Below are 19,556 nucleotides of genomic sequence, written 5' to 3'. Positions count from 1 at the left end.
CGTGACGCTACTCCCGATTGACAGTGACAATCATCTCTGTTCCTTGTCCGGGTTGACTCCGAATCGTGAGTTGTGCGCCGATGCGCTCTGCCCGTTCGCTCATACCCAGTAAGCCAAATCCCTCAGAGGAGGGAATACTTCCAACTCCAAAGCCCTGTCCATTGTCTTTCACGCGCAAGCAAAATCGATCGCGATCGTATCTTAGCTCCACTCGAATTTCGTCAGCATGGGCGTGTCTAATCGCATTGGTTAAAGCTTCCTGTCCAATCCGCAGTAGGTTACTCTCAACTTCACTGGGTAGAGCGTACACTGCCCCCTCAATCTCATAATACAAAGTGGTATCTAGTGCGGCAGTTCTGAGTTGAGCGACGAGACGATGGAGAGCGCTCTGTAGACTGCCTTCCTCCAAAAGCTGAGGACGGAGCGCGACAACTGATCGCCGCGCTTCAGTCAGTCCAGTTCGCGCCAATTCTTTGATCAGGTCGAGATGTGCCCCAGTTGCTTCGACATCATCCGTTAGCACCTGTTTCGCCGCTCCCACCTGAGCTAGAATGCCTGTAAACGCCTGAGCAAGGGTATCGTGAATTTCGCGTGCCATGCGGTTGCGTTCTTCCAGAATCGAGGTGGCTTCTGCTTGCTTTTGCAAGGTAATATCTCGCGCCAACCAAAGCACCTGCTTATGCCGAATTGGGGCAATGCGAGCCGAAAACCAGATTTCTCGTCCAGCTATCCACTGGCTGTATTCAACAGTGAGGACTTGTTGGGTTCTCAACACCTGCTGAATATAACTCAGGAATTCATCGGCTTGTTCCCTGGAATAGAGTTGATGCAGTGTTTTGCCAATATACTCCTCCCGATATAACTCTCCATAGGACGGATTCCCTTTGATTGCACAGATCAATTGCCCCTTACCATCGAAGATACACATTGGATCGGGAATGGCTGAAAAGAGCGATCGCAGTTCTGCTTCAGAGGCTTGCAACGCAACTTCTGCCTGTTTACGATCGCTAATATCCGCAAGCACCCCTTCGATGTAGTCATCGCCTGCATTCAGATAAGAAGAGAAAAGTCCCCAAAACACTGTCCCATCTCGTTTTCGCATCTGTGCTTCATAGCTTCGCACTTCCCCATCCCGCTTCATCACCTCGATGCCTTGTTGGCGATCGCTGGGATTGACCCAATAGCCTGTAGTGTGTTCAATCCCAATCATCTCTTGGGGTGAATCAAAGCCAAACAGATCGGCAAAGCGTTGATTGGCATCGAGAATTAATCCATCACCGATACGGGTACGGTAGATACCAACCTGCGAGTTTGCAAAGATGTTGCGGAACTTAGCTTCACTACGTTGTAATGCCTCTTCTGCTTGCCTCCGCTGAGTGGTGTCATTGCCCACCGATAAGATTTCAACGACCTTTCCCTGGTCATTGAAGATGGCTTGATTTGACCAAGCCATCCAAACTCGCCGACCGTCTCGACACAGATTTTCACCCTCACCTTGCGGGTACGCTTGAGGATTGCGAAGTAAATCGTGAACCATAGGTTTGACATCGCGCCCAGAGAGTTCGACTTCTGGAATGATGGTTTCAAATAAGGTTCGCCCTAAAATCTGATATTCTTCATAGCCAAGAAGTTTTATCCCATAATCGTTGATGTAGTGAATCCGTCCTTGCGGATCGTAGCGAATGATGGCTGAATTTGCGGTTTGTAGCAAATTGCGATAATTCGCTTCACTTTGTCTTAATGCGTCTTCTGTTCGTTCGCGATCGCTGATCTCCTGCTGTAAGGCTTGAGTTTGCTCTTCTAGTTTCCGTTCCAGTGTTTCGGTATAGTTTGCTAACCGTTCACACAGCCGAGCATTTTCAAGTGAGATCGCTGCCTGATCGATCAACAGTTTAAGGACTTGCAAGCGATCGCGGGTAAACACTCCGGTACTGAGATTGTTCTCTAGATAAAGAATGCCAATCAACTGACTTTGATTGAGAATTGGCATACACAAGAGCGATCGCGTCTGGTGGTGTTGAATGTAAGGATCAGTTGAAAAAGACGGTTCGCTGACTGCATCATCAAGCACTAAAGTTTCTTGAATGCGTTCTACCAAGTGAATGACGGAGACAGGAATCGTTGCACAGTCGGCAACAGCAAATTTTTCCAGGTCACACGGTTTATTTCCGCTGCATTGAGCTACTACAATGAGTTGATTCTCTTGTATGAGAACCAGAGCGCCAGTTTCGGCTCCTGCGCTTTCGGTTACCACCTGCATCAATGTGGCAATCAATTGATCGAGATGGATCATTAAACTCCCCCCGACGAAGGGCGGTCAATCATCTCTCAAAGTATATCGCTTGCCAAAATCCAGAAAATTAAGCTTCTGGGCGAATTTTTTGAAGGTTTTCCAAGGGCTGCATTAAAGCCTTGAATGATGAAATATGGTTTGTCTGATTCTTAAGCCGTTAGCGAACCTACTTGGAGGTCATTCCAGCGAGGCATTTGAACTGTTGTGTCAGATGGCTTTGACTAGAGAAACCAACTTGTAAGGCAATGCCTGCGATCACATCCCTCTAATGGAAGGGATTGTGCCAATCTGTAAGCAGATCATTCATCAAGGGCTGCTGTTGTCTCAATCCGACTAATGTTTTGAGAGAGGCAAATGAGGTAACACCGATGCCAGTAAGCGGGGCGTGAGTTTGCCAGAAATTGCACCTATTCTCGCGCAATTTCCGGCGAGTTCGATACGCTCGATAAAGCAGCAACTTCCAAGACTCAAGCGATCGCTTTCAGGCTCTAAATTTTCAGGATCACAATTAATCGACAACCTCAAATGTGGAGGAATCAGTCAATGGTGAGGAAATGAACTCAGCGTTCTTAATGCCCTATAGTGGGCGATCGCAAGCAACGTAGACTGCCCACTTCTCATTACTCTGTTTGCTCCAGAGCAGCCCTGGCTAGAGCCAGGTATTCCATTATCGCTGCATCGACCATTCCTCTACTGACCGCTTCAGGCTGCTCCTGCTGATACATTCGGTTTAAGGATTGTTCAATTCCAGGATCATCCCCTGTAAATTCTTGGATCAATTGAATCGCTCGTCGAGCGAGAGCTTTGACGGGTTCACTGGCTGGATCAGTGCCCTTCGCCATCTCTGCCCGTACTTGATCAAATAAATCTTGCCATTCGGCTTGAACTTGCTTAATCCGCTCCTCGCCAACCAATTCCTGACGTTGCCTGAGGGATTCCAATTGTTCAGGGGTGTAATATTTTTCCAACATATTCATTGCCTCAATGGTTTGAATGAGTGCTTCCACAGACACGGTTTGCATCGAACTCACGGCTTGAGCGATCGCGTCCAGGCGATTAAGCAATTTTTGAGAAAGTTCAATTTGCTCACGCAAGCGGGCGGCATGGAGTTGAATCACGCGATCGAAGGAAAAGTTGTGTGGCTCCAGGCACTCGCGGATTTCTTCGAGGGAGAAGCCAATTTGCCGCAGCGATATAATTTGCTGCAAGCGAATGATGTCCTCCTTGCCATACAGTCGATACCCTGCTTCAGTGCGATGAGAGGGCGAAAGTAAGCCGATCTCGTCGTAGTAATGCAACGTCCGTACCGAAACCCCTGTTTGTCTCGCCAAATCACCGACCTTGAGTGCAACCGATTGCATCTTCCCCTCCTGATCCTTTGCAAACAACCTTAATCTGTGGATGAATCTATGGTAAAAACCTCACGTAACGTCAGGGTCAAGGGGTGAAGCAAAAAAATGTTTAAATTGTTTGTGTAAGTTTTGTGTTTCAATTTCACCAAAGAATCTTCTGGCGATCGCAAAACTCGAAAAATCTTTGGGTCGCCACTCACTCTGTGGAACTTCTTCGATGTAGTAAAAATAATCCCAGAGAATTGCTTCCCAACTGGTGCAACGAAGTAATTTACCGCTAAGACTTCCTGTAGGTTCGGATGGACAGGTTCCCGGAGGTAAGCCTTCTAGCTCGTAGCCCTCTCCAGCGCGAATATAGGGTTCACAGTCCAGGAGAATGCCTTGTATTTCTGCCAGAAAACCGTAGGAGGTTTGTTCTGTAATGACACCGCCAAGGGAGTGCAGTAACGCCAGAAACTCAGTGGTGCGATCGCCCGGATATGCAATATCAATATCCTCATGCTCACGGGTGATGCGATTTAATTTGGCATCGATTGCCCAACCACCCTGCAACCACAACGGCAAATTGATTTGGTCTGCTGCCGAAAATAACTGATGGATCAACTCAATGTGGCGATCGTTCATACTCACAGTTTCTCATGATGCTGTGTGCTGCTGGATTGCTTCAATGATTACAGACCAATCATCAGGGTGTAGTTCATGTCCTGTTCCATGCAGTGTGAGTAATTCTGCATGGGGAATCTCTGCTTTTAACGCCAGAGCATGGGCATAGGGCAAAACAGGGTCTTCTGTGCCGTGAATGATCAGTGTCGGAACAGTGATTTCGTTAAGCCGACCGAGCCATTCCTTACCTTCCTGGCTTTCTTGAAGTAGTGCATGGTTAAAGGGAGTCATCAAGTTTGGGGTGCGATCGAAGTCAGCCGCCGCCAATTCACGGATCAGGGATTCATCAAAGGGGTGAGCTGAGCCATTCAGCAACCGCCATGCACCCACCTGATATTCAATGACAGCTTGGCGATCGCCCCAATCTAGTTCGCCCGCTTTTGCGTGATACTCCAGAATCGATGGAGCGATACCAGGCATTGTAGAATCAGCCTCGGCTAAAGGCTCGGAGGCGATCAGAGTCAGGCTTTTAATTCGCTGGGGATGCTTGAGCGCCATGAGTTGAGCCAGGTAGCCACCCAGAGACATCCCGACCAGATGAGCGCTCTGAATATGATGCCTATCAAGAACAGCAAAAGCATCATCTGCCAGATCTTCAACGGTATAGCTGATTTGTCCTGGCTCATAGCTGGTTGAACGCCCGGTGTCTCGATGATCGTAACGAATCACATATCGTCCCATATTCGCTAGCTGGCGGCAAAACTCCTCTGGCCACCAAATTCCTGAAGACATTGCGCCCATGATCAATAGAATTGCAGTGTCATCTGGAGAACCAAAAGATTCTGAAAATAGATGCACGACACCATTGTTGATTTGTTGACCTGTCATACTTTAGCCTGTCCTGATAATAGGATGCTTTAGCAGGAGCACAAAGCATGGTTGAAACCTTTGTTTAATCGGGAGTATGACAAACTGCTTCTATGTTGTGCCCATTTGGATCTAAAACAAAAGCACCATAATAATTGGGATGATAGTGAGGTCGAAGACCCGGAGCACCATTATCTTGACCACCTGCTTTTAATGCTGCATTGTAGAATGCCTCGACCATTGCACGAGTTTCAGCTCGGAAAGCGATATGAAGTCTGGGGGTATTGACTTCCCCCTGAAAAATCCAAAAATCTGGCTTCCCATCGACTCCAAAACCCGCGCCCGTCACGGACCCGGCTCCATCCGTATCAAACTCATGCAGCAATTGGTAGCCTAGGGGAGATAACGAATTGATATAAAACTTCCTGCTGCTGCCAAAGTCGCTAACATTGATACCAGTGTGGTCAATCATAAATTTCGCCACCTCTTCAAACTATAAGCTTTTATTCCTGACGGTCTTTCAATTCTAACTGCTTGAATTGCTGCTGAATCTCCAGATCATTGTGGCTGGCGATCGCCTTCAGATTGGCAATGCGTTCCTCCAATCGGCGTATAGTCTGTTCGCCGTCCAGCCATCGTCTGGTATCAGATCCGGTGCGCCAGACCGCAACTGTTCCTGCGCCTGCGCCTAGGAAAAGATGAACAGACCATCAAAACTTCTGAATCTAGTCGGTAGTCCCCGACGCACAGGTAACTCAGTGACACTTGCTGAATATTAGATGAAGATCTTGTTCAAATAGTCCAGCAAATGCTTCTCGTCTGTCGGTTGGCTACGCAATCCGATATAGCCATCTGGGCGAATGAAATAGAGCGATCGCTGATGTATTCCATAGAGCGTGTGAAGTTCTCCCTGCGGATCGAGCAGAATCGAGCCATTCCAGGTAAGTTGTGGCGGTTTGGCGCTACCAACAACGATATGTGCTTTGACGCAACCACTCATCAGAGTTTCAACTGTAGACGCGAGTTTGGCAAGATCGGCATACTCTTTGTCCGCAGGCGCAAGACCTGAAAAGAGCAGCAGATGGCTCTCCGTTCCATGAAACACTCGATTGAGATTTGTGCAATCGCCCGCAGGACAGTTGAGGCACTTCCCTGGCAGTGCTCGGTCTCCCGCATGAGGTGCTTTGAACCAGTTCAATCGATCGCGCAGATTCCATCTGGTTTGCAAATCAGAGCAGGAGAGCGAAGAGCGGCGGTAGTTCATGTTCAATTCTGAGGCTTCCTGGGCTAGCCTGCGCTGAACGCTGTCTAGTTGAAGCAGCGGAATTACCAGGCGATCGCGGAGCCAACGTAAGACGGGATTTTGCGTCACGATTAAACCCTGCGTTGTGGTTTTTGAACCCTGGAGCACATACCCGGCGATCGGCAACCGTTCTTCCTGGTAAGTATTCAGCAGGCTTTCCCGTGCCTTTCCTTGCAGCACCAGAGCTAATTTCCATGCCAGGTTATAGGTATCCTGAATCCCGATATTCATGCCCTGACCGCCAAAAGGACTGTGAATGTGGGCGGCATCCCCTGCTAGAAAGACTTGCCCCTGACGGTACGTCTTCACCATGCGATAGTTGACTTTGAAGTTCGACATCCAGGTGGGATTGCTAATCGTTGTTCTCGTATCGCCTGTGTACTGCACGAGTAAACGCTGTAATCCTTCCACCGATGCCTGTGAAACGTGCTGTCCATTCCTAGTGTCAGTGGGTGCGAATAGTTGCCAATGTCCATCGGGCAGTGGGAAAGCAGCAAGCAAGCCGTCTTGTGTGAACCAACCATGTGTTGTTTCGCGGGTGCGATCCCAGTCGAGATCGACATCGGCAATCAGCCATTCCTCCGGTGCAGTGGTGCCCTCAAATGGGATTCGCAAAACTTTGCGAACCCGACTGCTGGCTCCATCGCAGCCAATCAGCCATCGGGCGCGGATCTCCTCCAGGTCGCTTGAGTCTGTTTCGGCTGCTTTGACCCGGGCGATCGCTACACCATTTTCTTGCCGGATATCGAATAGTTCTCGCGATCGCTCAACCTTGCCACTGAGTTCATGCAAGCGATCGTTGAGGATAGACTCGGTTTGGCTCTGAGGCAAGATCAGGAGAAAGGGATACTGGCTATCTTTCTCTCGAATGTGTTGCAGACTGATCCGCAAGATGACGCGATCGCGATCGTAGATTGTGACTCCTTTTGCCTTTGTTCCCACTGCTAGAACTTTGTCGATGACACCCATGTTTTCAAACACCTCTAGTGTTCGGGCTTGAATGCCGAGGGCACGCGAGGTTTGGACTGGTTCTGTGGCTTGGTCAATCACGCGACAGCGCACACCATGCCTGATCAGTTCACAAGCCATTGCTAATCCGACAGGACCAGCGCCCACGACCAGGACATCAATATCAACTTCCTTTAAACTCATTGCTTTATGCCTCAGTGCTCGATACGAAGCCATGACAAGAATTGATCGACGCGACAAATTTAAGTGAGGTGTTGTTGAGCGATCGCTTCACTCATAAATGCGCCGGTGTATTCGTTTACAGCTTCTTTGCAAAAAGATAAGCGCGACGAGTCTGAACTTCTATCTCAGGATATGGATCTCTCTCTACTGCTTCTTCTAACTCAAAGCCTGCCATTTGAAGATCAACTTTCATCTGTGCTGTTTCAAAAAAGTGAAAGTCTAGAAAGACTCTCTGATCGAGCCATTCTTCGAGGTGATGGGTTTGCTGACCGATGTGAAATGTGAGTAACAGTGTTCCTCTTGAGCGCAATACCCGATTCATCTCTCGTAAAGCGTCAACGACTAATAAACGAGGAACATGAATAATTGAGTAGAAGGCGGCGATCCCACCGAAAGAGTTGTCAGCAAAATCATCTAAGGAAAGCATATCGCCCTGTTGAAAAGTGATGTTTGGATTTAACTTTTGCGCCTGTTCGACCATTCCCGACGACAAATCAATACCGCACACTTCTAAACCGCGATTATGTAGATAATTTGCAATGTGTCCAGAACCACACCCTAAGTCACAAATTGTTCCAACCCCGTTTACCTTCTCGATGAACCAATCCAACATCTTGCAGTCAAACGGCTTTCGATCTAGCTCATCATAAAATCGCTTGGCGTATTCTGCCGCCACACGGTCGTAACTGGTTTGCAGTTCTGTTTGCGATCGCTCCATTGGTTCACCCTCCACGAGTTCAAGTGAAGTTGCTTAACGATTGCGTTGAGTGGATTTGTGAAGACTTTGATAAACGAGAAAAACTCAACTGACCACTAAACACAATTGCTAGCTGGCTGATCGCGTGAATTGTTCCCACTCAGTACGATACTTGTCCTTTTCGACTTCATCCAGAAACGTTGCTTCCAAAGTATTCAAATTGAGTTGCCAAAGTTCCTCCCAACTAAATCCTTGTGCTGCAAGCGTTAAATACTCGTTTGTCAAACTCATGGAAAACATGGCTGGATCGTCTGAGTTGACGGTGCAATACAGCCCAGCATCAACCATCTTGCGGATGGGGTGAGGCTGACCTCGCTCGACAACACCTAAACAATAGTTGCTTTGGGGAGACACTTCCAGAGGAAGCTGACGTTGGCGGAGTAATTCTACTAATTCAGGATCGTCTAAACACCGAATGCCATGTCCAATTCGCTCAGGTTTCAACGTATTCACTGCGCTCCAGATGCTTTCTGCTCCCACTGCCTCGCCTGCATGAGCCACCAGGTGGAGTCCTTGCCGACGGGCTTGAGCAAACGTTTCTGTGAACAGTTCTGGTGGATACCCAACTTCAAGCCCTCCCACGCCTAAACCCACAAATAACCCGCGCTCTTTCCCTTTCACAACAAATTCCAAAACGCGCTCTTGAGAATCAGGAACCTCACGCGCAATATCGGGAATGAGATTAATCTGGCAATGGTACTTGGCTTCTCCCGCCGATTGTCCTGCGGCGATCGCGTCTAAAATTTCGTCATCTTGAAACTTTTGCGTCAGAAACGAGGCACTCAAGAAAGCTTCCGTGTAGCGAATGTTTTCCTCCGCTTGTCGTTTGTAGAACCGTTCAATCATCAGGGCATAGTCTTCCGGCGTTTGCAAGCACTGAACTGCTGCTGCGTAAACTTGGATGAAATGCGAAAAATCGCGAAACTCAAAGAATGACTTCCATTCTTCTAATGAACTTGTCGGTAACTCAACGTGATTCTGCTGCGCTATCTGATAAAACGTTTCTGCATCTGTTGCTCCTTCAACGTGAACGTGGATCTCAACTTTGGGCATAGCGCGAAGCCGAGCCGCGAGTTCAGGAGAAATTGAGGTGACTGTGTTGGTTTGTGGCATGAACTCAGCCTCTTACTGATAAAAACAACCTGCTCTGCTGATATGAACGAGTGCAATGAACGAGTGATTTCTCGATCAGAATTCAATTCTGGCTATGTGCGGCAAGAGAGGGTAGTGACAAGCGCAATCAGGCTCACAAGCGCCAATCCCGCTCGCGCTACGTGTGAGTACTCCCAACGATCGCGCAACTCTGTCCATTCCGGCGGACGGGTTTTGTTCTCAAACCGAGATCTAGTTGCCCCAACCGAGAAAAAGCCAGAACTGAAGCGATCAAGGCTTTCATCCTCAACCCAAAACTGATTCACTGGATGCGTGAAGAGCCAATACACTGCTTGCATTCCGAAAAGTCCAATTAATGCTACAAGCGTTAACCAGAAGTCCATGCTTCCGAATGGCATTAAGAACAACAGAATGATTGTCAAAATTATGCCGACTGGCTCACTAATCCCTCCAATCGTGAATCCTGGATAATAAATAGGCTGCATGGCATAATATGTTTCCTTGCTGAGTCGCATCTTGCCCGGTAGTTCAAGGGCGTGTGCGAGAGCCAAAGCCATTGCCACCGCCACAAACACCACGGTCAGAATCTGCAAAATGCTGAACATAATTTGCCTCCTAGCCAACTTAATCTAGAATTTGCCCTTCAGTAGCGAAGCGATACAACAACTCCTTTGCACTCGATCATTTGAGCCTTGGCAGTGCATCCGAAAAATCGCTAGCAGTGGATGAACGGCGATGTTGAGTGGGCGACGACTACCCCATCAGACCCAGTGTTAAAGCAAGTTTTTCAGAGGTTCTTGGTCCCGTTGTCGGTCAACCAGCATGAGCAACGCAGGAGGAATAATCAGCCAAAATCCCGAAAAAGGTTCAAGCGTCACGCCAACAACAGCCGTTAGCAAGAGAATCCAACCTGGAAAACTGGGTAAGCGAATCCCTTTTGTTTGTGCCCAACAACAGAGCCATCCGATGATCAGGAGAAATGGCGTGATCATCATGCACCAAAACGCATCTTCTCGGTCATAAAAAGGATTTGCCGGATTGGGTGCGATCGCGTTAAACCAACCATCTTGCACAATATCCATCAAAGGTTTAGCAAAAAGCCATCCGTGGACAAGGGGATGGAGAATCCCGATCGCAATGAACCAGTACCCACTCACTCGAAGCATCTTTATCTCCTTGGTTCTAAATGATTTTGCCGTATCAAATTGCTCTTGAATACGCTACCGTATGGTTATAGATTAGTGACCTGTCTCGCAAATGTCAACACGCCACCGTATGGTTAAGCAGAATGAGATTTCCAGGCTTGGACAGCAAGACTGGATCAACTTAGGGCTAGAGGTTTTAGCAAAGAACGGAGTTGAAGCCGTGCGAGTTGAGCCACTGGCTAAATTGCTGAATGTCACGAAGGGTAGCTTCTACTGGCACTTTAAAAATCGGGAAGAGCTTTTAGAAGCGATTTTGCAAGCATGGGTTAATCGTGAAACTGAGAGCATTATTGAGCAAGTTGAGGCAGTAGGCGGTAACGCTTCGGCCAAACTGCTTCACTTGTTTGAACTGGCAATTCAAGACGAGGGTCAAGTCGAAAATGCAATTCGAGCCTGGGCAGCAAATGATTCTAGAATTGCAGCAATTCTTGCCCAGGTTGATCAGCGTCGTCTCGACTATACAAAAAATTTGTTTTTAGAAGTTGGCTTCGCACCGTTTGAAGCAACGGTACGCGCCCGCATGGTTTACTACGCTTTGATTGGTGAACTCGTCCTCGGTATTCAGGCGAATCGAGCTGAACGATTAGCTGAGATGCACCTCCAGCATCTGATTCTGACACGCCAGGATTAATGATTGACACAATTTGTACAGAGAATGTAAAGCCAGCTAACGACTCGCTTCACCCAGTGCTAACACTCTTTCGTTCTCAACCAGCCATCTTTATACGATCGGTGTGGTGCTGATCTTGCGCTCCTTTACCGCTGCTGACGAAAGTTTTTGGGTGTTGTCCCGGTGACTTGCCGAAACAACCTGCTGAACGCACTGGGCGTTGCAAAGCCAACTTGGAGGGCAATCTCTGTGATCGGCAACTGACTATGCCAGAGCAATTCTTTCGCCCGCTCAATCCGTCGTCGGGTCACATACTGATGGGGAGCAACGCCCATTACTTGCTTGAACTGGCGGCAGAAATAGTACACGCTCATCCCCAGTTCGTCGGCAAGCTGGTCGAGGGTAAAGGATTGATCCAGGTGGGATTCGATGAATTCCAGGGCGCGATCGCGCAAATAGAGAGGCAATCCGCTACGCATAGAAAAACACTGAACGTTCCAAGCTGAGTGATTTTGCAGGAGCCGAGATGCAAGAGCGATCGCCAATGAATTTCCAAAGAGCCGCCCGGTCGGATGCTCCGTAGTTATATCCGCATGAAGAGACAGCAGAATTTGCTGGATCAGTGGATCAACCAGAATCAACTGCGGAAGAATCTTGTTCGATAACGGAGGAAAATCACGCCACTGCCAAAGCGGCGTTCCTCTAAAAGATCGAGATCCAATCGAACGTTGTCTGGGAGGGATGGTTTGCCGCCTCCTACAATGATCGGTAGGAGGAACAGATGACACTCATCGATCAATCCTGATCGAAAGGCGTGGGCAGCAAGCTCAGCACCACCGATAAGGATATCCTGTTCAACAGCCTCTTTTAATTGTCGAATGGCTTCTGGATCGAAGCTTCGCTCAAGCTGTGTTTTGCGAGTGGATACTCTCTCCAATGTCTTGGAGTACACGATTTTATTGGCTGCTTGCCAGATCTCTGCGAAGTCGCGCCTGAGTGGAGACTCAGCAGCTAAGTTGGGGTCGGTCTCCCAAACCATCATGGTCTCATACATTCGACGCCCGTAGAGATAAGTGCCAGCTTTCCGTACGAGGTTGCTGATAAACCTGAAATATTCATCGTCTGGCGCTGTCCAGTCAAATTTGCCATCCATATCCTCGATGTAGCCGTCGAGTGACGAGTTCGCCGTGTAGATCAAGTGAGCCATACTGACCTCCATTTGTGAGGAGTACCTGTAATTCAAGTTGAGCCAGGTCTGCAATGAGGGGTTCTTTGCTAAACATCTTACTCACCTCAGAGAGAATCTAGTGACCAGGAAATCGTTTCTCTAAACATTGTCGTACTTCCTGCTTAGAGGTAAATCTGAAGGAGCGATCGCGGATAGGTTCATAAATATGCCAATACGTTTTACCAAAGCGTGCAGCGAAGCTGATCCGTACCGGATCGCGTCCCTGCCAGATGCGCGGTTCATCCGAGAGCAGCATAGATGCAAATCCCAAATGCGAGATAAGCTTAACTTCAGAAGGCAGCCGTTTTCAGTTCTTTCTTCATTCTCTTCGTATGATTGAAGTTGGTAACTTGATTAGTCATACACTCCCTCCTCCCAGTTGAATAATGGTAGATGGTTACAAATGATTTTTGCAGACGTGGATATTGGCAGGCTTGGCTGCTAGCTGCGTTTTCAGGTTAATCAACAATTCAGTCTCCCGCTGTCTGATTCTTGTGCTACTGTCAAAATCTTGGGATTAATTTTCAGGGATGTATATCGTAAGATTGGACGAACAAAACGATTGTTGAAACAAAGCGCTCGCTCGATCGCGGATATTGCTTTACTATGTAGTTTCAAGAGTCACAGTCATCTCAGTAAAAAATTCCGCCAGATGAAAGGCACGACTCCAAAAGCTTATCGGATAAATTAACGAGACTATGAAAGTAGAAGTTGTCCCCCCTGATCCCGTATGGCAGGAAGAGTTTCAAAAAGAGTCTCAGCAACTCGCATGGGTGATGGGAGAAAATATCGTTGCCATCCACCATATTGGCAGTACTGCAATTCCAGGCATTTATGCTAAACCTGTGATTGATTTTTTGATTGAAGTAAAAAGCATTGCCAAAACGGATGAACAGAATGGGGCAATGACAACCATTGGATACGAAGCAATGGGTGAATTTGGGCTTCCCGGTCGGCGTTACTTTCGTAAGAGTTGTTCTCCTGAGATTAGAACCCACAACGTACATACCTACGAAGGCGGTTCACCTGAAATCACTCGTCATTTAGCATTTCGTGACTACATGATTGCCCATCCTGATGATGCTCAACAATATAGTGAATTAAAACGGCAGTTAGCAAAACAGTATCCTCACGACATTAAAGGTTATATGGATGGTAAAGACGAATTTGTCAAAATGATGGAGAAAAAAGCAATGATTTGGCAAGCAATGATTTGACCTAACACTTGGAGCTGATAATCGAGGGATGTTTTCAACTGAGAGCAGTCAAAGCTTCATTGTGTTGTCTACGGTGTGGCTGATAAAGCGATTCAAGACCAATCCTGATCAATCCTGTGTCCTAGAGCTTCTTGAAATATCGGGCGATCGGTAATAGTCCAAAACCAAGTTTTTCATAGGTGCGTCGGGCTGGAGCATGACCCGGATCACCACCCGTTTCGACCATTGCAACGGACATTCCTGCTTCTTTCATCCAATCCAGTGCAAATTCTATTAAAGCGCTACCAATGCCACGATCTTGAAAATCTGGATCAACAGCGACCATGTAGATTTCACCCATGCGAGACTCCGCATCAAGTTTTACAGCCACAAAGCCTGTAATTGAACCAGCATCCATCGCCACCCATACATCGGTGTCCTTAGCAGTACAAACCGATTCCACTGCCTTTTGCTGACTCACACGCCAATCTTCGGGATAGAGTTCCTGGTAAACATCAAAATCCATCGCGTTCTGAATCGATTCAAAGACCGGAGTCCAAGCTCGAAGCGAAAGACGAATAATGGCATCAAGTTGATCAGCTTTGTAAGGTTCAATCTGTATCTCCATTGAAACTCCAGTGAGTGTTTATCATCATGGATCTAACGGTTCAAAGGGCTTGGCATCGGATAAGTCATAGATTTCGATCGCGCCGTCACGCCGAATCATTCGTTTGCCTAAACGCGGAAACTCAGCAATTTCGACATCTAAGTTTTCTCCTCCGGTTAGATATACCAGATCTTCATTACCTGTATTCCTCAGATGATGAGCTATCGAAGGCGTAGGAAATCCCATAAAATCTCCAGCGCCGACTGCAACTTCTGATCCATCAATTTCTGCCACGCCATGACCCGATAGAATATAAATCCATTCCTCTTCTCGACAATGAGAATGATAAATAAATGATTCTTTGCCGGGGGGGACTTGGATAAAGTTAACCCCTGTGCGCTGTAGCCCAACCATCTTACCTAACTGAGTTCCTGCCAGTTCAGAGTTTGGATTCCAGGGATGCGAAAAGCTGTGCAAATTTGCCGTAATTTGTTCGGCTCGAAGAAGCAAAGGATGTTGGTCTGTCATAGAGTTATCCTTCTAGAATAAATGATTGAACTAGCTTACAAGCTGATAGGCACCACCCCGCTCTAAGGCTCGTTGGTACGCTGGACGGGAGTGGATGCGATCGCAAAATTCCATCAACCGTGGACGACTAGCATTCAACCCACCTCGCGCTACCGCTGCTTCAACGGGAACGCTCATCTGAATATCAGCCGCCATAAATTCATTTCCCGTAAACCAGAGCGTTTTCTCCAATTCTGATTCAACAATGGTTCGGACAGAATCAGGCGGCGATGATGCCGTAGTTGCAGAGGGTTGAGTAGTTGGGATGGGATTTAATTTGGCTTGGCTCCAGGTCTAAGTTGCAAATAAATCGGTCGAGGAGATGCTGATTGAGCATTCGTCGCTTGACGCTTGCCATTGAGAAGACGAACGGGTGCTGTCCTGAATGCTGTTGCAGCGCGTCGAACTTCGCCAAATTGAGTGCTGTCAAACTGGCATTGAAATGGAACGCGAGCTTTTGGGCATCGCGAGCTTGGCAATCCTCCAGTCCGGTAAACTGCTTGGCATCGCGGAAGATGAATTCAATTTGAAAGCGCAGTTTGTAGTACTGGTAAATCTGCATCGGGTCTTGCTCAATATTAGTGCTGAATAATAGGCAGGTGCGAGTGCGGGTCGGGTGACGACGATCTACGAGATAGACGACTCGAATCGAGCGTTTGAGCGATACATGAAAGACAACAGCCGTGTACAGAGCCACATCGGGCTGTACCGTTTCGACAAACGTGAAGCGGCTCAAGTCAGCGAGGTCAACTTTGCCCGCATACTGGCGCGGTCTGCCTCGTCGCTTCTGTTCGCCCGTGTAGAAAAACTGGAGATTCGCATCACAGCGCAATTTACTGATCACCTGCAACTTGAGATCCACCGCCCCGGAGACAAAACTCTGTTTTGCATAGGCACCATCGACCGCAAGATATTCCACTTCGGGCGGCAAATGAGGGCGTACACCATCGAGATGGTAGAGGTATTGATCCATGCGAGTAAACTCTGGCAAAGTCGATTGGGCATACGTTTGCTCTGCCGATAAGGCATAACCCTGCTCAGTCTCCACATCGACCACCCCAATCACCGAAATCTCTAATCCCGTTTCGACTCGACTGGCACACCCATTCCAAAACCTATCCAGCCCAAACGTTGCCTTCCCGCTCTTCGCAACAAACGAGCAGTCCATGACGGCTAACAAAGCTGCACCCGTTTGACTGGAGCGACCCACCAACGCTCGGTTAAACGCTGCAAATTCAAACTCTTGTTTGTACTGTCGGCGGTAGGTGCGTTCGCTTAAATCACTGTATCGACTCAGGTTACTAAAGTTGACTTTGCCGCACACCATCAACATCGTGGCGAATAAGGTCATGAAGAATTTCGTTTGAGGTTTGCGAAATTGCCCACTTCGGTCAGTAGGCTTTGTACAATGGCTTCCATCGCTATCCATCTCGTGCTTTTGTGATTATTTGCACCCTATGCGATGGGTAGCTTTCTTGTCAAAATCTGTCCGGACTATTGATTCAAGATAATTCAAGTGCTGTGTAATTTGAGGAGTGATGAATGCCTCTTTGGTTCGACTGGTGATCCTGTGCGCGATCGGTTTGACAAAGAACGGCATCGGCTGTTGTTCAATGCGATCGAAAACCAGCTTGAGTAACAAAGGTGGCATGGCGGAACCTTCGGCATAATGCAGCCAGTAGGTATAGCGCAGCCGCTCTGGTGTGCCAGGTGGAGGTATTAATCGTCCTTCCCCGTATTGCCCTACCAAATACTCAATGATAGCTCCCGACTCTGCTAACGTCAGCGTTCCATCAGTAATGACAGGCGACTTACCTAAAGGATGCACCTGTCGCAACGATTCAGGGGCTAACAGCGTTTTGGGGTCACGTTCGTAGTACTTGATGTCATACTCCAAACCCAGTTCTTCCAGCAGCCACAGGATGCGCTGGGAGCGAGAGTTATTTAAGTGATGGACAGTAATCATGTGATGTCTCCATCTGTTTTGTAAATGTCAGAATTATTGTTATGAGCATTGCAAACGGTTAGACTGGCTAAACAAAAAGTGGTTAAAAATGCTCCTTGCGAAAAAGAATTAAACATTATTTCAAATACTCTCGACGAGTCAATTAAGGCGATCGCCTTTCAAATCATGAATTTCACGTTCAGTCACCAGCAAGAATAGTTTCTGTAGAAAAATTTGTTGAACGTTGTTTCTCCATAAAACCCTCACTCTACAATTTCTTCTAGAGTAGAGAGATCATTTGCACCTGACTATCTGATTCTTGCGACACTATCACAATCTTGTGGTTGGTTTTCAAAATTTGAAGTGAACGAAGCGAAAATGACTACAATCGGAACTAGGCGCGTTGGTTTTATGTCATGGAGATTTACACTAACTCTGACGCTGAAGCAGATAGTTCACTCATCCTATCGAGTCAGCATCAGGGATGGAAAAACCTTCTGGTGGAGCAATTTCGTGAGCCTCCCGGAGAGGGAACCTGTCATCACAACAGCGTATCGGTTGAATTAGTTATTTGTCGTTCGTCATTTGTCACTTGCCGCTAGTGATCAGTAACCAATGACCAATAATCAACAATAGAGAAATCGTATGACTTGGCAAAAAGTACTTGAAAATAGCAACGTATGGGTCTATGAGTATGTTGCCAATGGATATAAAGCCAATGCATTTGCCTTTGTGCTGGACGGCAATCATCTAGCCGTCATTAGTCCACCCATTGGACTCTCCGAAGCAGATTTTGCAGCGATCGATGCAAAGGGACAAGTTGTAGCCTTAATTGCCCCTCATTCGGGTCACGATTTAGGTCACGCTGAGTGGCAAACTCGTTATCCTACTGCCGTTTCTTATGCTCCAGACATTGCCCTAGAGCAAATTAATCAGGATGGAGTCAGACCATTCCTGCCGCTGGCAAAACTCACAGCTTCTCAGGTGGAACTTCGAGAAGTTCCCGGCACGAAAAAAGGAGGCACAATCGCGATCGCACGACGGGGAGAACGTCCAGTTGTATATCTTGATGAAATTGTGAGTCATTGGACATCCTTACCGGACAACTGGCTGGCAAAGTTTTTGTTTTGGTCAACGGGTAGTGCGCCCGGACTCAAGGTGAATCGGGTGTATCTGAAGGTGCTTTGCTCAAATGTCCAGGCAGTGGCGCAAACGGTCATGGGGGCTTTAGCGGATAATCCAGTCATCGTGCCCGCCCACGGTATGCCCCTTGTTAGCCTAGATGATACAGAGCGAGTGCGATCGCTGGTGGAACCATTCATAAAATGAATTGATAGCTGAGGTGCTCAATTACACACGCCACTCGTACAAAATATCAGGACAGTTTTCTTCATTTTCAGAACCATCACGATACTGAACCGCTTTGAATCCGTGTCGTTCGTAAAATCGAATTGCCCCCTGATTCTCCTGGAACGTATAAAGCCGGATCGGAGAACCCAGTTCTGCTTTTGCGCGTTCAATCAGCTTGGTTCCAATTTTCTGCCCAACGACATCAGGATGTAAATAAAGCTGATCAATCCATCCTGTTCCTTCGGTCGTTGACAATGCCATCATGCCTATAATCTTATTGTCTCGCTCTACTACTGTTACCTGGCTTCCAGGAATCAAGATGTCACGAATCCATTCATAAACAGCTGCCTCAGAATGGGCGATCGGAGCAAATGGAACAAACGCTTTTCGAGAACTGAGATAAACCTGTGCTACAGCATCAGCATCAGATGGAGTAGCAGAACGAAAATTGAATGAGTTCATGCAACTCTCTCCTAGTCAGATTGAGTCATCCACTGAACCAGTTGAATCACTACCCCATTCGGGTCTGTCACTTGAAAGAATCGTTCACCCCAGGGTTCAGTTTCAATTGGAGTTGTGATTGGTACACCTTCCGCTTGTAGTCGTGCATATTCCGTGTCGATGTCATCTACCACAAATGCAATCAGCAATCCATCTGCCCGATGTTCACGCATGTGGATGGGTTTAAAGCTTTCCAAGCCAGTTTTTAGAAAGACCAGGTTGAAGCCAGCATCTTCTCTGACAAGGGAGACGAAGCCATCGGCTGACATTTGCTCGTTGAAACCAAAATGTTGTTTGGCAAAGGTAGCCGATGCAGTGACATCATCCACGTTCAACGAAATGGCAGAAGCGGTAATTTTTATTGTGTTTCCTTAATAGTAATGATGGAGGGCGATCGCCATTATTCATCCAGTCCATCAGTTTCGTGGCTTTCGAGACGTTCTCTGAGTTGTTGCAAGACTGTAACAGCAGTCTCTAATGCTTCTAATGAAAGCGTTTCACTGACTTGATTTGCCCAATCAGTCTGGCACTGCTGGACGTAATCGAGGGCTTTACGACCTTTGGATGTAATGGTCATTAATTTGGCACGACGATGGTGAGGATTGTCTGTATAGGTAATAAATCCATCGTTTGCCAGGGCATCAGCGGTTTGCTGAACACTTTGTCGAGTTAGCCCCATGATTCGAGCAACATGAGCAACGGGTGTTGATTGATGTTCCACAACGCCAAGCACCTGCCAACGGGCACTACTTAACCCAACGGGATGGGTCAACCGATCGCCCGCTTCCAACAAAAGCCCATTTAGCCGAAAGACCTCAAGGATGAGTTCGGTAAAGGCACTGCCATTGGCACTCGGTTCACTCATATG

At 47.6% G+C, this 19,556-nt stretch carries 25 protein-coding genes; 4 read left to right on the top strand and 21 right to left on the bottom strand.

Features of this window, described 5'->3' with window-relative positions:
- Nucleotides 1-7 precede the first annotated feature (7 nt).
- The 10 genes from ACJ2PR_RS09550 to ACJ2PR_RS09505 form a co-directional block, all read right to left on the bottom strand.
- Complete coding sequence (locus ACJ2PR_RS09550) at nucleotides 8-2,293, bottom strand: PAS domain S-box protein (RefSeq protein WP_446868674.1); 2,286 nt, start codon at nucleotides 2,291-2,293, stop codon at nucleotides 8-10.
- Between the two features lie 620 nt (nucleotides 2,294-2,913).
- Nucleotides 2,914-3,654, bottom strand: coding sequence for a MerR family transcriptional regulator (locus tag ACJ2PR_RS09545; RefSeq protein ID WP_446868673.1), 741 nt, complete (start codon nucleotides 3,652-3,654; stop codon nucleotides 2,914-2,916).
- 60 nt (nucleotides 3,655-3,714) lie between these two features.
- The gene (locus ACJ2PR_RS09540; RefSeq protein ID WP_446868672.1) at nucleotides 3,715-4,269 is read right to left on the bottom strand and encodes a nucleotidyltransferase domain-containing protein; all 555 of its coding nucleotides are present in this window, start codon (nucleotides 4,267-4,269) and stop codon (nucleotides 3,715-3,717) included.
- A 12-nt stretch (nucleotides 4,270-4,281) separates the two neighbouring features.
- Nucleotides 4,282-5,136, bottom strand: coding sequence for an alpha/beta fold hydrolase (locus ACJ2PR_RS09535; RefSeq protein ID WP_446868671.1), 855 nt, complete (start codon nucleotides 5,134-5,136; stop codon nucleotides 4,282-4,284).
- 64 nt (nucleotides 5,137-5,200) lie between these two features.
- On the bottom strand, nucleotides 5,201-5,587 hold the full coding sequence (locus ACJ2PR_RS09530) for a VOC family protein (RefSeq protein WP_446868670.1): 387 nt from the start codon (nucleotides 5,585-5,587) through the stop codon (nucleotides 5,201-5,203).
- Between the two features lie 303 nt (nucleotides 5,588-5,890).
- A complete protein-coding gene (locus tag ACJ2PR_RS09525; RefSeq protein ID WP_446876840.1) occupies nucleotides 5,891-7,570 on the bottom strand; it encodes an FAD-dependent monooxygenase in 1,680 nt (559 codons plus the stop codon).
- 115 nt (nucleotides 7,571-7,685) lie between these two features.
- Nucleotides 7,686-8,327 carry a class I SAM-dependent methyltransferase gene (locus ACJ2PR_RS09520; RefSeq protein ID WP_446868666.1) on the bottom strand — a complete coding sequence of 214 codons (642 nt, stop codon included), beginning with the start codon at nucleotides 8,325-8,327 and terminating at the stop codon, nucleotides 7,686-7,688.
- Nucleotides 8,328-8,435: 108 nt separating this feature from the next.
- Nucleotides 8,436-9,479: an adenosine deaminase gene (add, locus tag ACJ2PR_RS09515; RefSeq protein WP_446876839.1), complete on the bottom strand. Its 1,044-nt coding sequence runs from the start codon at nucleotides 9,477-9,479 to the stop codon at nucleotides 8,436-8,438.
- 92 nt (nucleotides 9,480-9,571) lie between these two features.
- Nucleotides 9,572-10,084, bottom strand: a complete 513-nt coding sequence (locus ACJ2PR_RS09510; RefSeq protein WP_446868664.1) for a hypothetical protein — start codon at nucleotides 10,082-10,084, stop codon at nucleotides 9,572-9,574.
- Nucleotides 10,085-10,252: 168 nt separating this feature from the next.
- Nucleotides 10,253-10,645 carry a DUF6463 family protein gene (locus tag ACJ2PR_RS09505; RefSeq protein WP_446868663.1) on the bottom strand — a complete coding sequence of 131 codons (393 nt, stop codon included), beginning with the start codon at nucleotides 10,643-10,645 and terminating at the stop codon, nucleotides 10,253-10,255.
- A gap of 91 nt (nucleotides 10,646-10,736) precedes the next feature.
- Between ACJ2PR_RS09505 and ACJ2PR_RS09500 the strand changes: the two genes are divergently transcribed.
- Entirely contained in the window at nucleotides 10,737-11,315 is a 579-nt protein-coding gene (locus ACJ2PR_RS09500) for a TetR/AcrR family transcriptional regulator (protein WP_446876838.1), read from the top strand.
- Between the two features lie 125 nt (nucleotides 11,316-11,440).
- Here ACJ2PR_RS09500 and ACJ2PR_RS09495 read toward each other — a convergent pair whose 3' ends face one another.
- From ACJ2PR_RS09495 to ACJ2PR_RS09485, 3 genes are all read right to left on the bottom strand, one after another.
- Nucleotides 11,441-11,935 carry a helix-turn-helix domain-containing protein gene (locus ACJ2PR_RS09495; RefSeq protein ID WP_446868661.1) on the bottom strand — a complete coding sequence of 165 codons (495 nt, stop codon included), beginning with the start codon at nucleotides 11,933-11,935 and terminating at the stop codon, nucleotides 11,441-11,443.
- Entirely contained in the window at nucleotides 11,932-12,501 is a 570-nt protein-coding gene (locus ACJ2PR_RS09490) for a dihydrofolate reductase family protein (RefSeq protein ID WP_446868660.1), read from the bottom strand. The genes ACJ2PR_RS09495 and ACJ2PR_RS09490 overlap by 4 nt, the downstream gene beginning before the upstream one ends.
- 97 nt (nucleotides 12,502-12,598) lie before the next feature.
- The gene (locus ACJ2PR_RS09485) at nucleotides 12,599-12,778 is read right to left on the bottom strand and encodes a hypothetical protein (protein ID WP_446868659.1); all 180 of its coding nucleotides are present in this window, start codon (nucleotides 12,776-12,778) and stop codon (nucleotides 12,599-12,601) included.
- A gap of 255 nt (nucleotides 12,779-13,033) precedes the next feature.
- Here ACJ2PR_RS09485 and ACJ2PR_RS09480 point away from each other — a divergent pair, with 255 nt between their 5' ends.
- Both ACJ2PR_RS09480 and ACJ2PR_RS09475 read left to right on the top strand, forming a co-directional pair.
- Nucleotides 13,034-13,213, top strand: coding sequence for a helix-turn-helix domain-containing protein (locus ACJ2PR_RS09480; RefSeq protein ID WP_446868658.1), 180 nt, complete (start codon nucleotides 13,034-13,036; stop codon nucleotides 13,211-13,213).
- A gap of 7 nt (nucleotides 13,214-13,220) precedes the next feature.
- Entirely contained in the window at nucleotides 13,221-13,739 is a 519-nt protein-coding gene (locus ACJ2PR_RS09475; RefSeq protein ID WP_446868657.1) for a GrpB family protein, read from the top strand.
- Nucleotides 13,740-13,860: 121 nt separating this feature from the next.
- Here ACJ2PR_RS09475 and ACJ2PR_RS09470 read toward each other — a convergent pair whose 3' ends face one another.
- From ACJ2PR_RS09470 to ACJ2PR_RS09450, 5 genes are all read right to left on the bottom strand, one after another.
- Nucleotides 13,861-14,346 (bottom strand): GNAT family N-acetyltransferase, encoded by a 486-nt coding sequence (locus ACJ2PR_RS09470; RefSeq protein WP_446868656.1) that lies wholly within the window; start codon nucleotides 14,344-14,346, stop codon nucleotides 13,861-13,863.
- Between the two features lie 24 nt (nucleotides 14,347-14,370).
- Complete coding sequence (locus tag ACJ2PR_RS09465) at nucleotides 14,371-14,853, bottom strand: cupin domain-containing protein (RefSeq protein ID WP_446868655.1); 483 nt, start codon at nucleotides 14,851-14,853, stop codon at nucleotides 14,371-14,373.
- A gap of 30 nt (nucleotides 14,854-14,883) precedes the next feature.
- Nucleotides 14,884-15,048 carry a hypothetical protein gene (locus ACJ2PR_RS09460; RefSeq protein ID WP_446868654.1) on the bottom strand — a complete coding sequence of 55 codons (165 nt, stop codon included), beginning with the start codon at nucleotides 15,046-15,048 and terminating at the stop codon, nucleotides 14,884-14,886.
- A 64-nt stretch (nucleotides 15,049-15,112) separates the two neighbouring features.
- Complete coding sequence (locus ACJ2PR_RS09455) at nucleotides 15,113-16,243, bottom strand: transposase (RefSeq protein WP_446868653.1); 1,131 nt, start codon at nucleotides 16,241-16,243, stop codon at nucleotides 15,113-15,115.
- Between the two features lie 93 nt (nucleotides 16,244-16,336).
- Nucleotides 16,337-16,858: a glutathione S-transferase family protein gene (locus ACJ2PR_RS09450; protein WP_446868652.1), complete on the bottom strand. Its 522-nt coding sequence runs from the start codon at nucleotides 16,856-16,858 to the stop codon at nucleotides 16,337-16,339.
- 624 nt (nucleotides 16,859-17,482) lie between these two features.
- Between ACJ2PR_RS09450 and ACJ2PR_RS09445 the strand changes: the two genes are divergently transcribed.
- Complete coding sequence (locus tag ACJ2PR_RS09445; protein WP_446868651.1) at nucleotides 17,483-18,166, top strand: hypothetical protein; 684 nt, start codon at nucleotides 17,483-17,485, stop codon at nucleotides 18,164-18,166.
- A gap of 21 nt (nucleotides 18,167-18,187) precedes the next feature.
- Here the strand turns inward: ACJ2PR_RS09445 and ACJ2PR_RS09440 are convergent, their stop codons facing one another.
- The 3 genes from ACJ2PR_RS09440 to ACJ2PR_RS09430 all read right to left on the bottom strand — a co-directional run bounded on the left by ACJ2PR_RS09440 (nucleotide 18,188) and on the right by ACJ2PR_RS09430 (nucleotide 19,553).
- Nucleotides 18,188-18,649 carry an N-acetyltransferase family protein gene (locus tag ACJ2PR_RS09440; RefSeq protein ID WP_446868650.1) on the bottom strand — a complete coding sequence of 154 codons (462 nt, stop codon included), beginning with the start codon at nucleotides 18,647-18,649 and terminating at the stop codon, nucleotides 18,188-18,190.
- Between the two features lie 11 nt (nucleotides 18,650-18,660).
- Nucleotides 18,661-19,017, bottom strand: coding sequence for a VOC family protein (locus ACJ2PR_RS09435; RefSeq protein ID WP_446876837.1), 357 nt, complete (start codon nucleotides 19,015-19,017; stop codon nucleotides 18,661-18,663).
- Between the two features lie 71 nt (nucleotides 19,018-19,088).
- Complete coding sequence (locus tag ACJ2PR_RS09430) at nucleotides 19,089-19,553, bottom strand: MarR family winged helix-turn-helix transcriptional regulator (RefSeq protein ID WP_446868648.1); 465 nt, start codon at nucleotides 19,551-19,553, stop codon at nucleotides 19,089-19,091.
- Nucleotides 19,554-19,556: the final 3 nt, after the last annotated feature.

This window comes from Phormidesmis sp. 146-33 (assembly GCF_052939515.1).
The sequence above is the reverse complement of the archived record's forward strand: the minus strand, read 5'-3'. Positions and strand labels throughout refer to the sequence as shown.

What these genes read in the sequence shown, in the direction of transcription:
- ACJ2PR_RS09550 (WP_446868674.1), bottom strand. Translation starts at nt 2,293, where the DNA reads ATGATCCATCTCGATCAATTGATTGCCACATTGATGCAGGTGGTAACC.
- ACJ2PR_RS09545 (WP_446868673.1), bottom strand. Translation starts at nt 3,654, where the DNA reads ATGCAATCGGTTGCACTCAAGGTCGGTGATTTGGCGAGACAAACAGGG.
- ACJ2PR_RS09540 (WP_446868672.1), bottom strand. Translation starts at nt 4,269, where the DNA reads ATGAACGATCGCCACATTGAGTTGATCCATCAGTTATTTTCGGCAGCA.
- ACJ2PR_RS09535 (WP_446868671.1), bottom strand. Translation starts at nt 5,136, where the DNA reads ATGACAGGTCAACAAATCAACAATGGTGTCGTGCATCTATTTTCAGAA.
- ACJ2PR_RS09530 (WP_446868670.1), bottom strand. Translation starts at nt 5,587, where the DNA reads ATGATTGACCACACTGGTATCAATGTTAGCGACTTTGGCAGCAGCAGG.
- ACJ2PR_RS09525 (WP_446876840.1), bottom strand. Translation starts at nt 7,570, where the DNA reads ATGAGTTTAAAGGAAGTTGATATTGATGTCCTGGTCGTGGGCGCTGGT.
- ACJ2PR_RS09520 (WP_446868666.1), bottom strand. Translation starts at nt 8,327, where the DNA reads ATGGAGCGATCGCAAACAGAACTGCAAACCAGTTACGACCGTGTGGCG.
- add (WP_446876839.1), bottom strand. Translation starts at nt 9,479, where the DNA reads ATGCCACAAACCAACACAGTCACCTCAATTTCTCCTGAACTCGCGGCT.
- ACJ2PR_RS09510 (WP_446868664.1), bottom strand. Translation starts at nt 10,084, where the DNA reads ATGTTCAGCATTTTGCAGATTCTGACCGTGGTGTTTGTGGCGGTGGCA.
- ACJ2PR_RS09505 (WP_446868663.1), bottom strand. Translation starts at nt 10,645, where the DNA reads ATGCTTCGAGTGAGTGGGTACTGGTTCATTGCGATCGGGATTCTCCAT.
- ACJ2PR_RS09500 (WP_446876838.1), top strand. Translation starts at nt 10,737, where the DNA reads ATGTCAACACGCCACCGTATGGTTAAGCAGAATGAGATTTCCAGGCTT.
- ACJ2PR_RS09490 (WP_446868660.1), bottom strand. Translation starts at nt 12,501, where the DNA reads ATGGCTCACTTGATCTACACGGCGAACTCGTCACTCGACGGCTACATC.
- ACJ2PR_RS09485 (WP_446868659.1), bottom strand. Translation starts at nt 12,778, where the DNA reads ATGCTGCTCTCGGATGAACCGCGCATCTGGCAGGGACGCGATCCGGTA.
- ACJ2PR_RS09475 (WP_446868657.1), top strand. Translation starts at nt 13,221, where the DNA reads ATGAAAGTAGAAGTTGTCCCCCCTGATCCCGTATGGCAGGAAGAGTTT.
- ACJ2PR_RS09470 (WP_446868656.1), bottom strand. Translation starts at nt 14,346, where the DNA reads ATGGAGATACAGATTGAACCTTACAAAGCTGATCAACTTGATGCCATT.
- ACJ2PR_RS09465 (WP_446868655.1), bottom strand. Translation starts at nt 14,853, where the DNA reads ATGACAGACCAACATCCTTTGCTTCTTCGAGCCGAACAAATTACGGCA.
- ACJ2PR_RS09460 (WP_446868654.1), bottom strand. Translation starts at nt 15,048, where the DNA reads ATGGCGGCTGATATTCAGATGAGCGTTCCCGTTGAAGCAGCGGTAGCG.
- ACJ2PR_RS09455 (WP_446868653.1), bottom strand. Translation starts at nt 16,243, where the DNA reads ATGACCTTATTCGCCACGATGTTGATGGTGTGCGGCAAAGTCAACTTT.
- ACJ2PR_RS09450 (WP_446868652.1), bottom strand. Translation starts at nt 16,858, where the DNA reads ATGATTACTGTCCATCACTTAAATAACTCTCGCTCCCAGCGCATCCTG.
- ACJ2PR_RS09445 (WP_446868651.1), top strand. Translation starts at nt 17,483, where the DNA reads ATGACTTGGCAAAAAGTACTTGAAAATAGCAACGTATGGGTCTATGAG.
- ACJ2PR_RS09440 (WP_446868650.1), bottom strand. Translation starts at nt 18,649, where the DNA reads ATGAACTCATTCAATTTTCGTTCTGCTACTCCATCTGATGCTGATGCT.
- ACJ2PR_RS09430 (WP_446868648.1), bottom strand. Translation starts at nt 19,553, where the DNA reads ATGAGTGAACCGAGTGCCAATGGCAGTGCCTTTACCGAACTCATCCTT.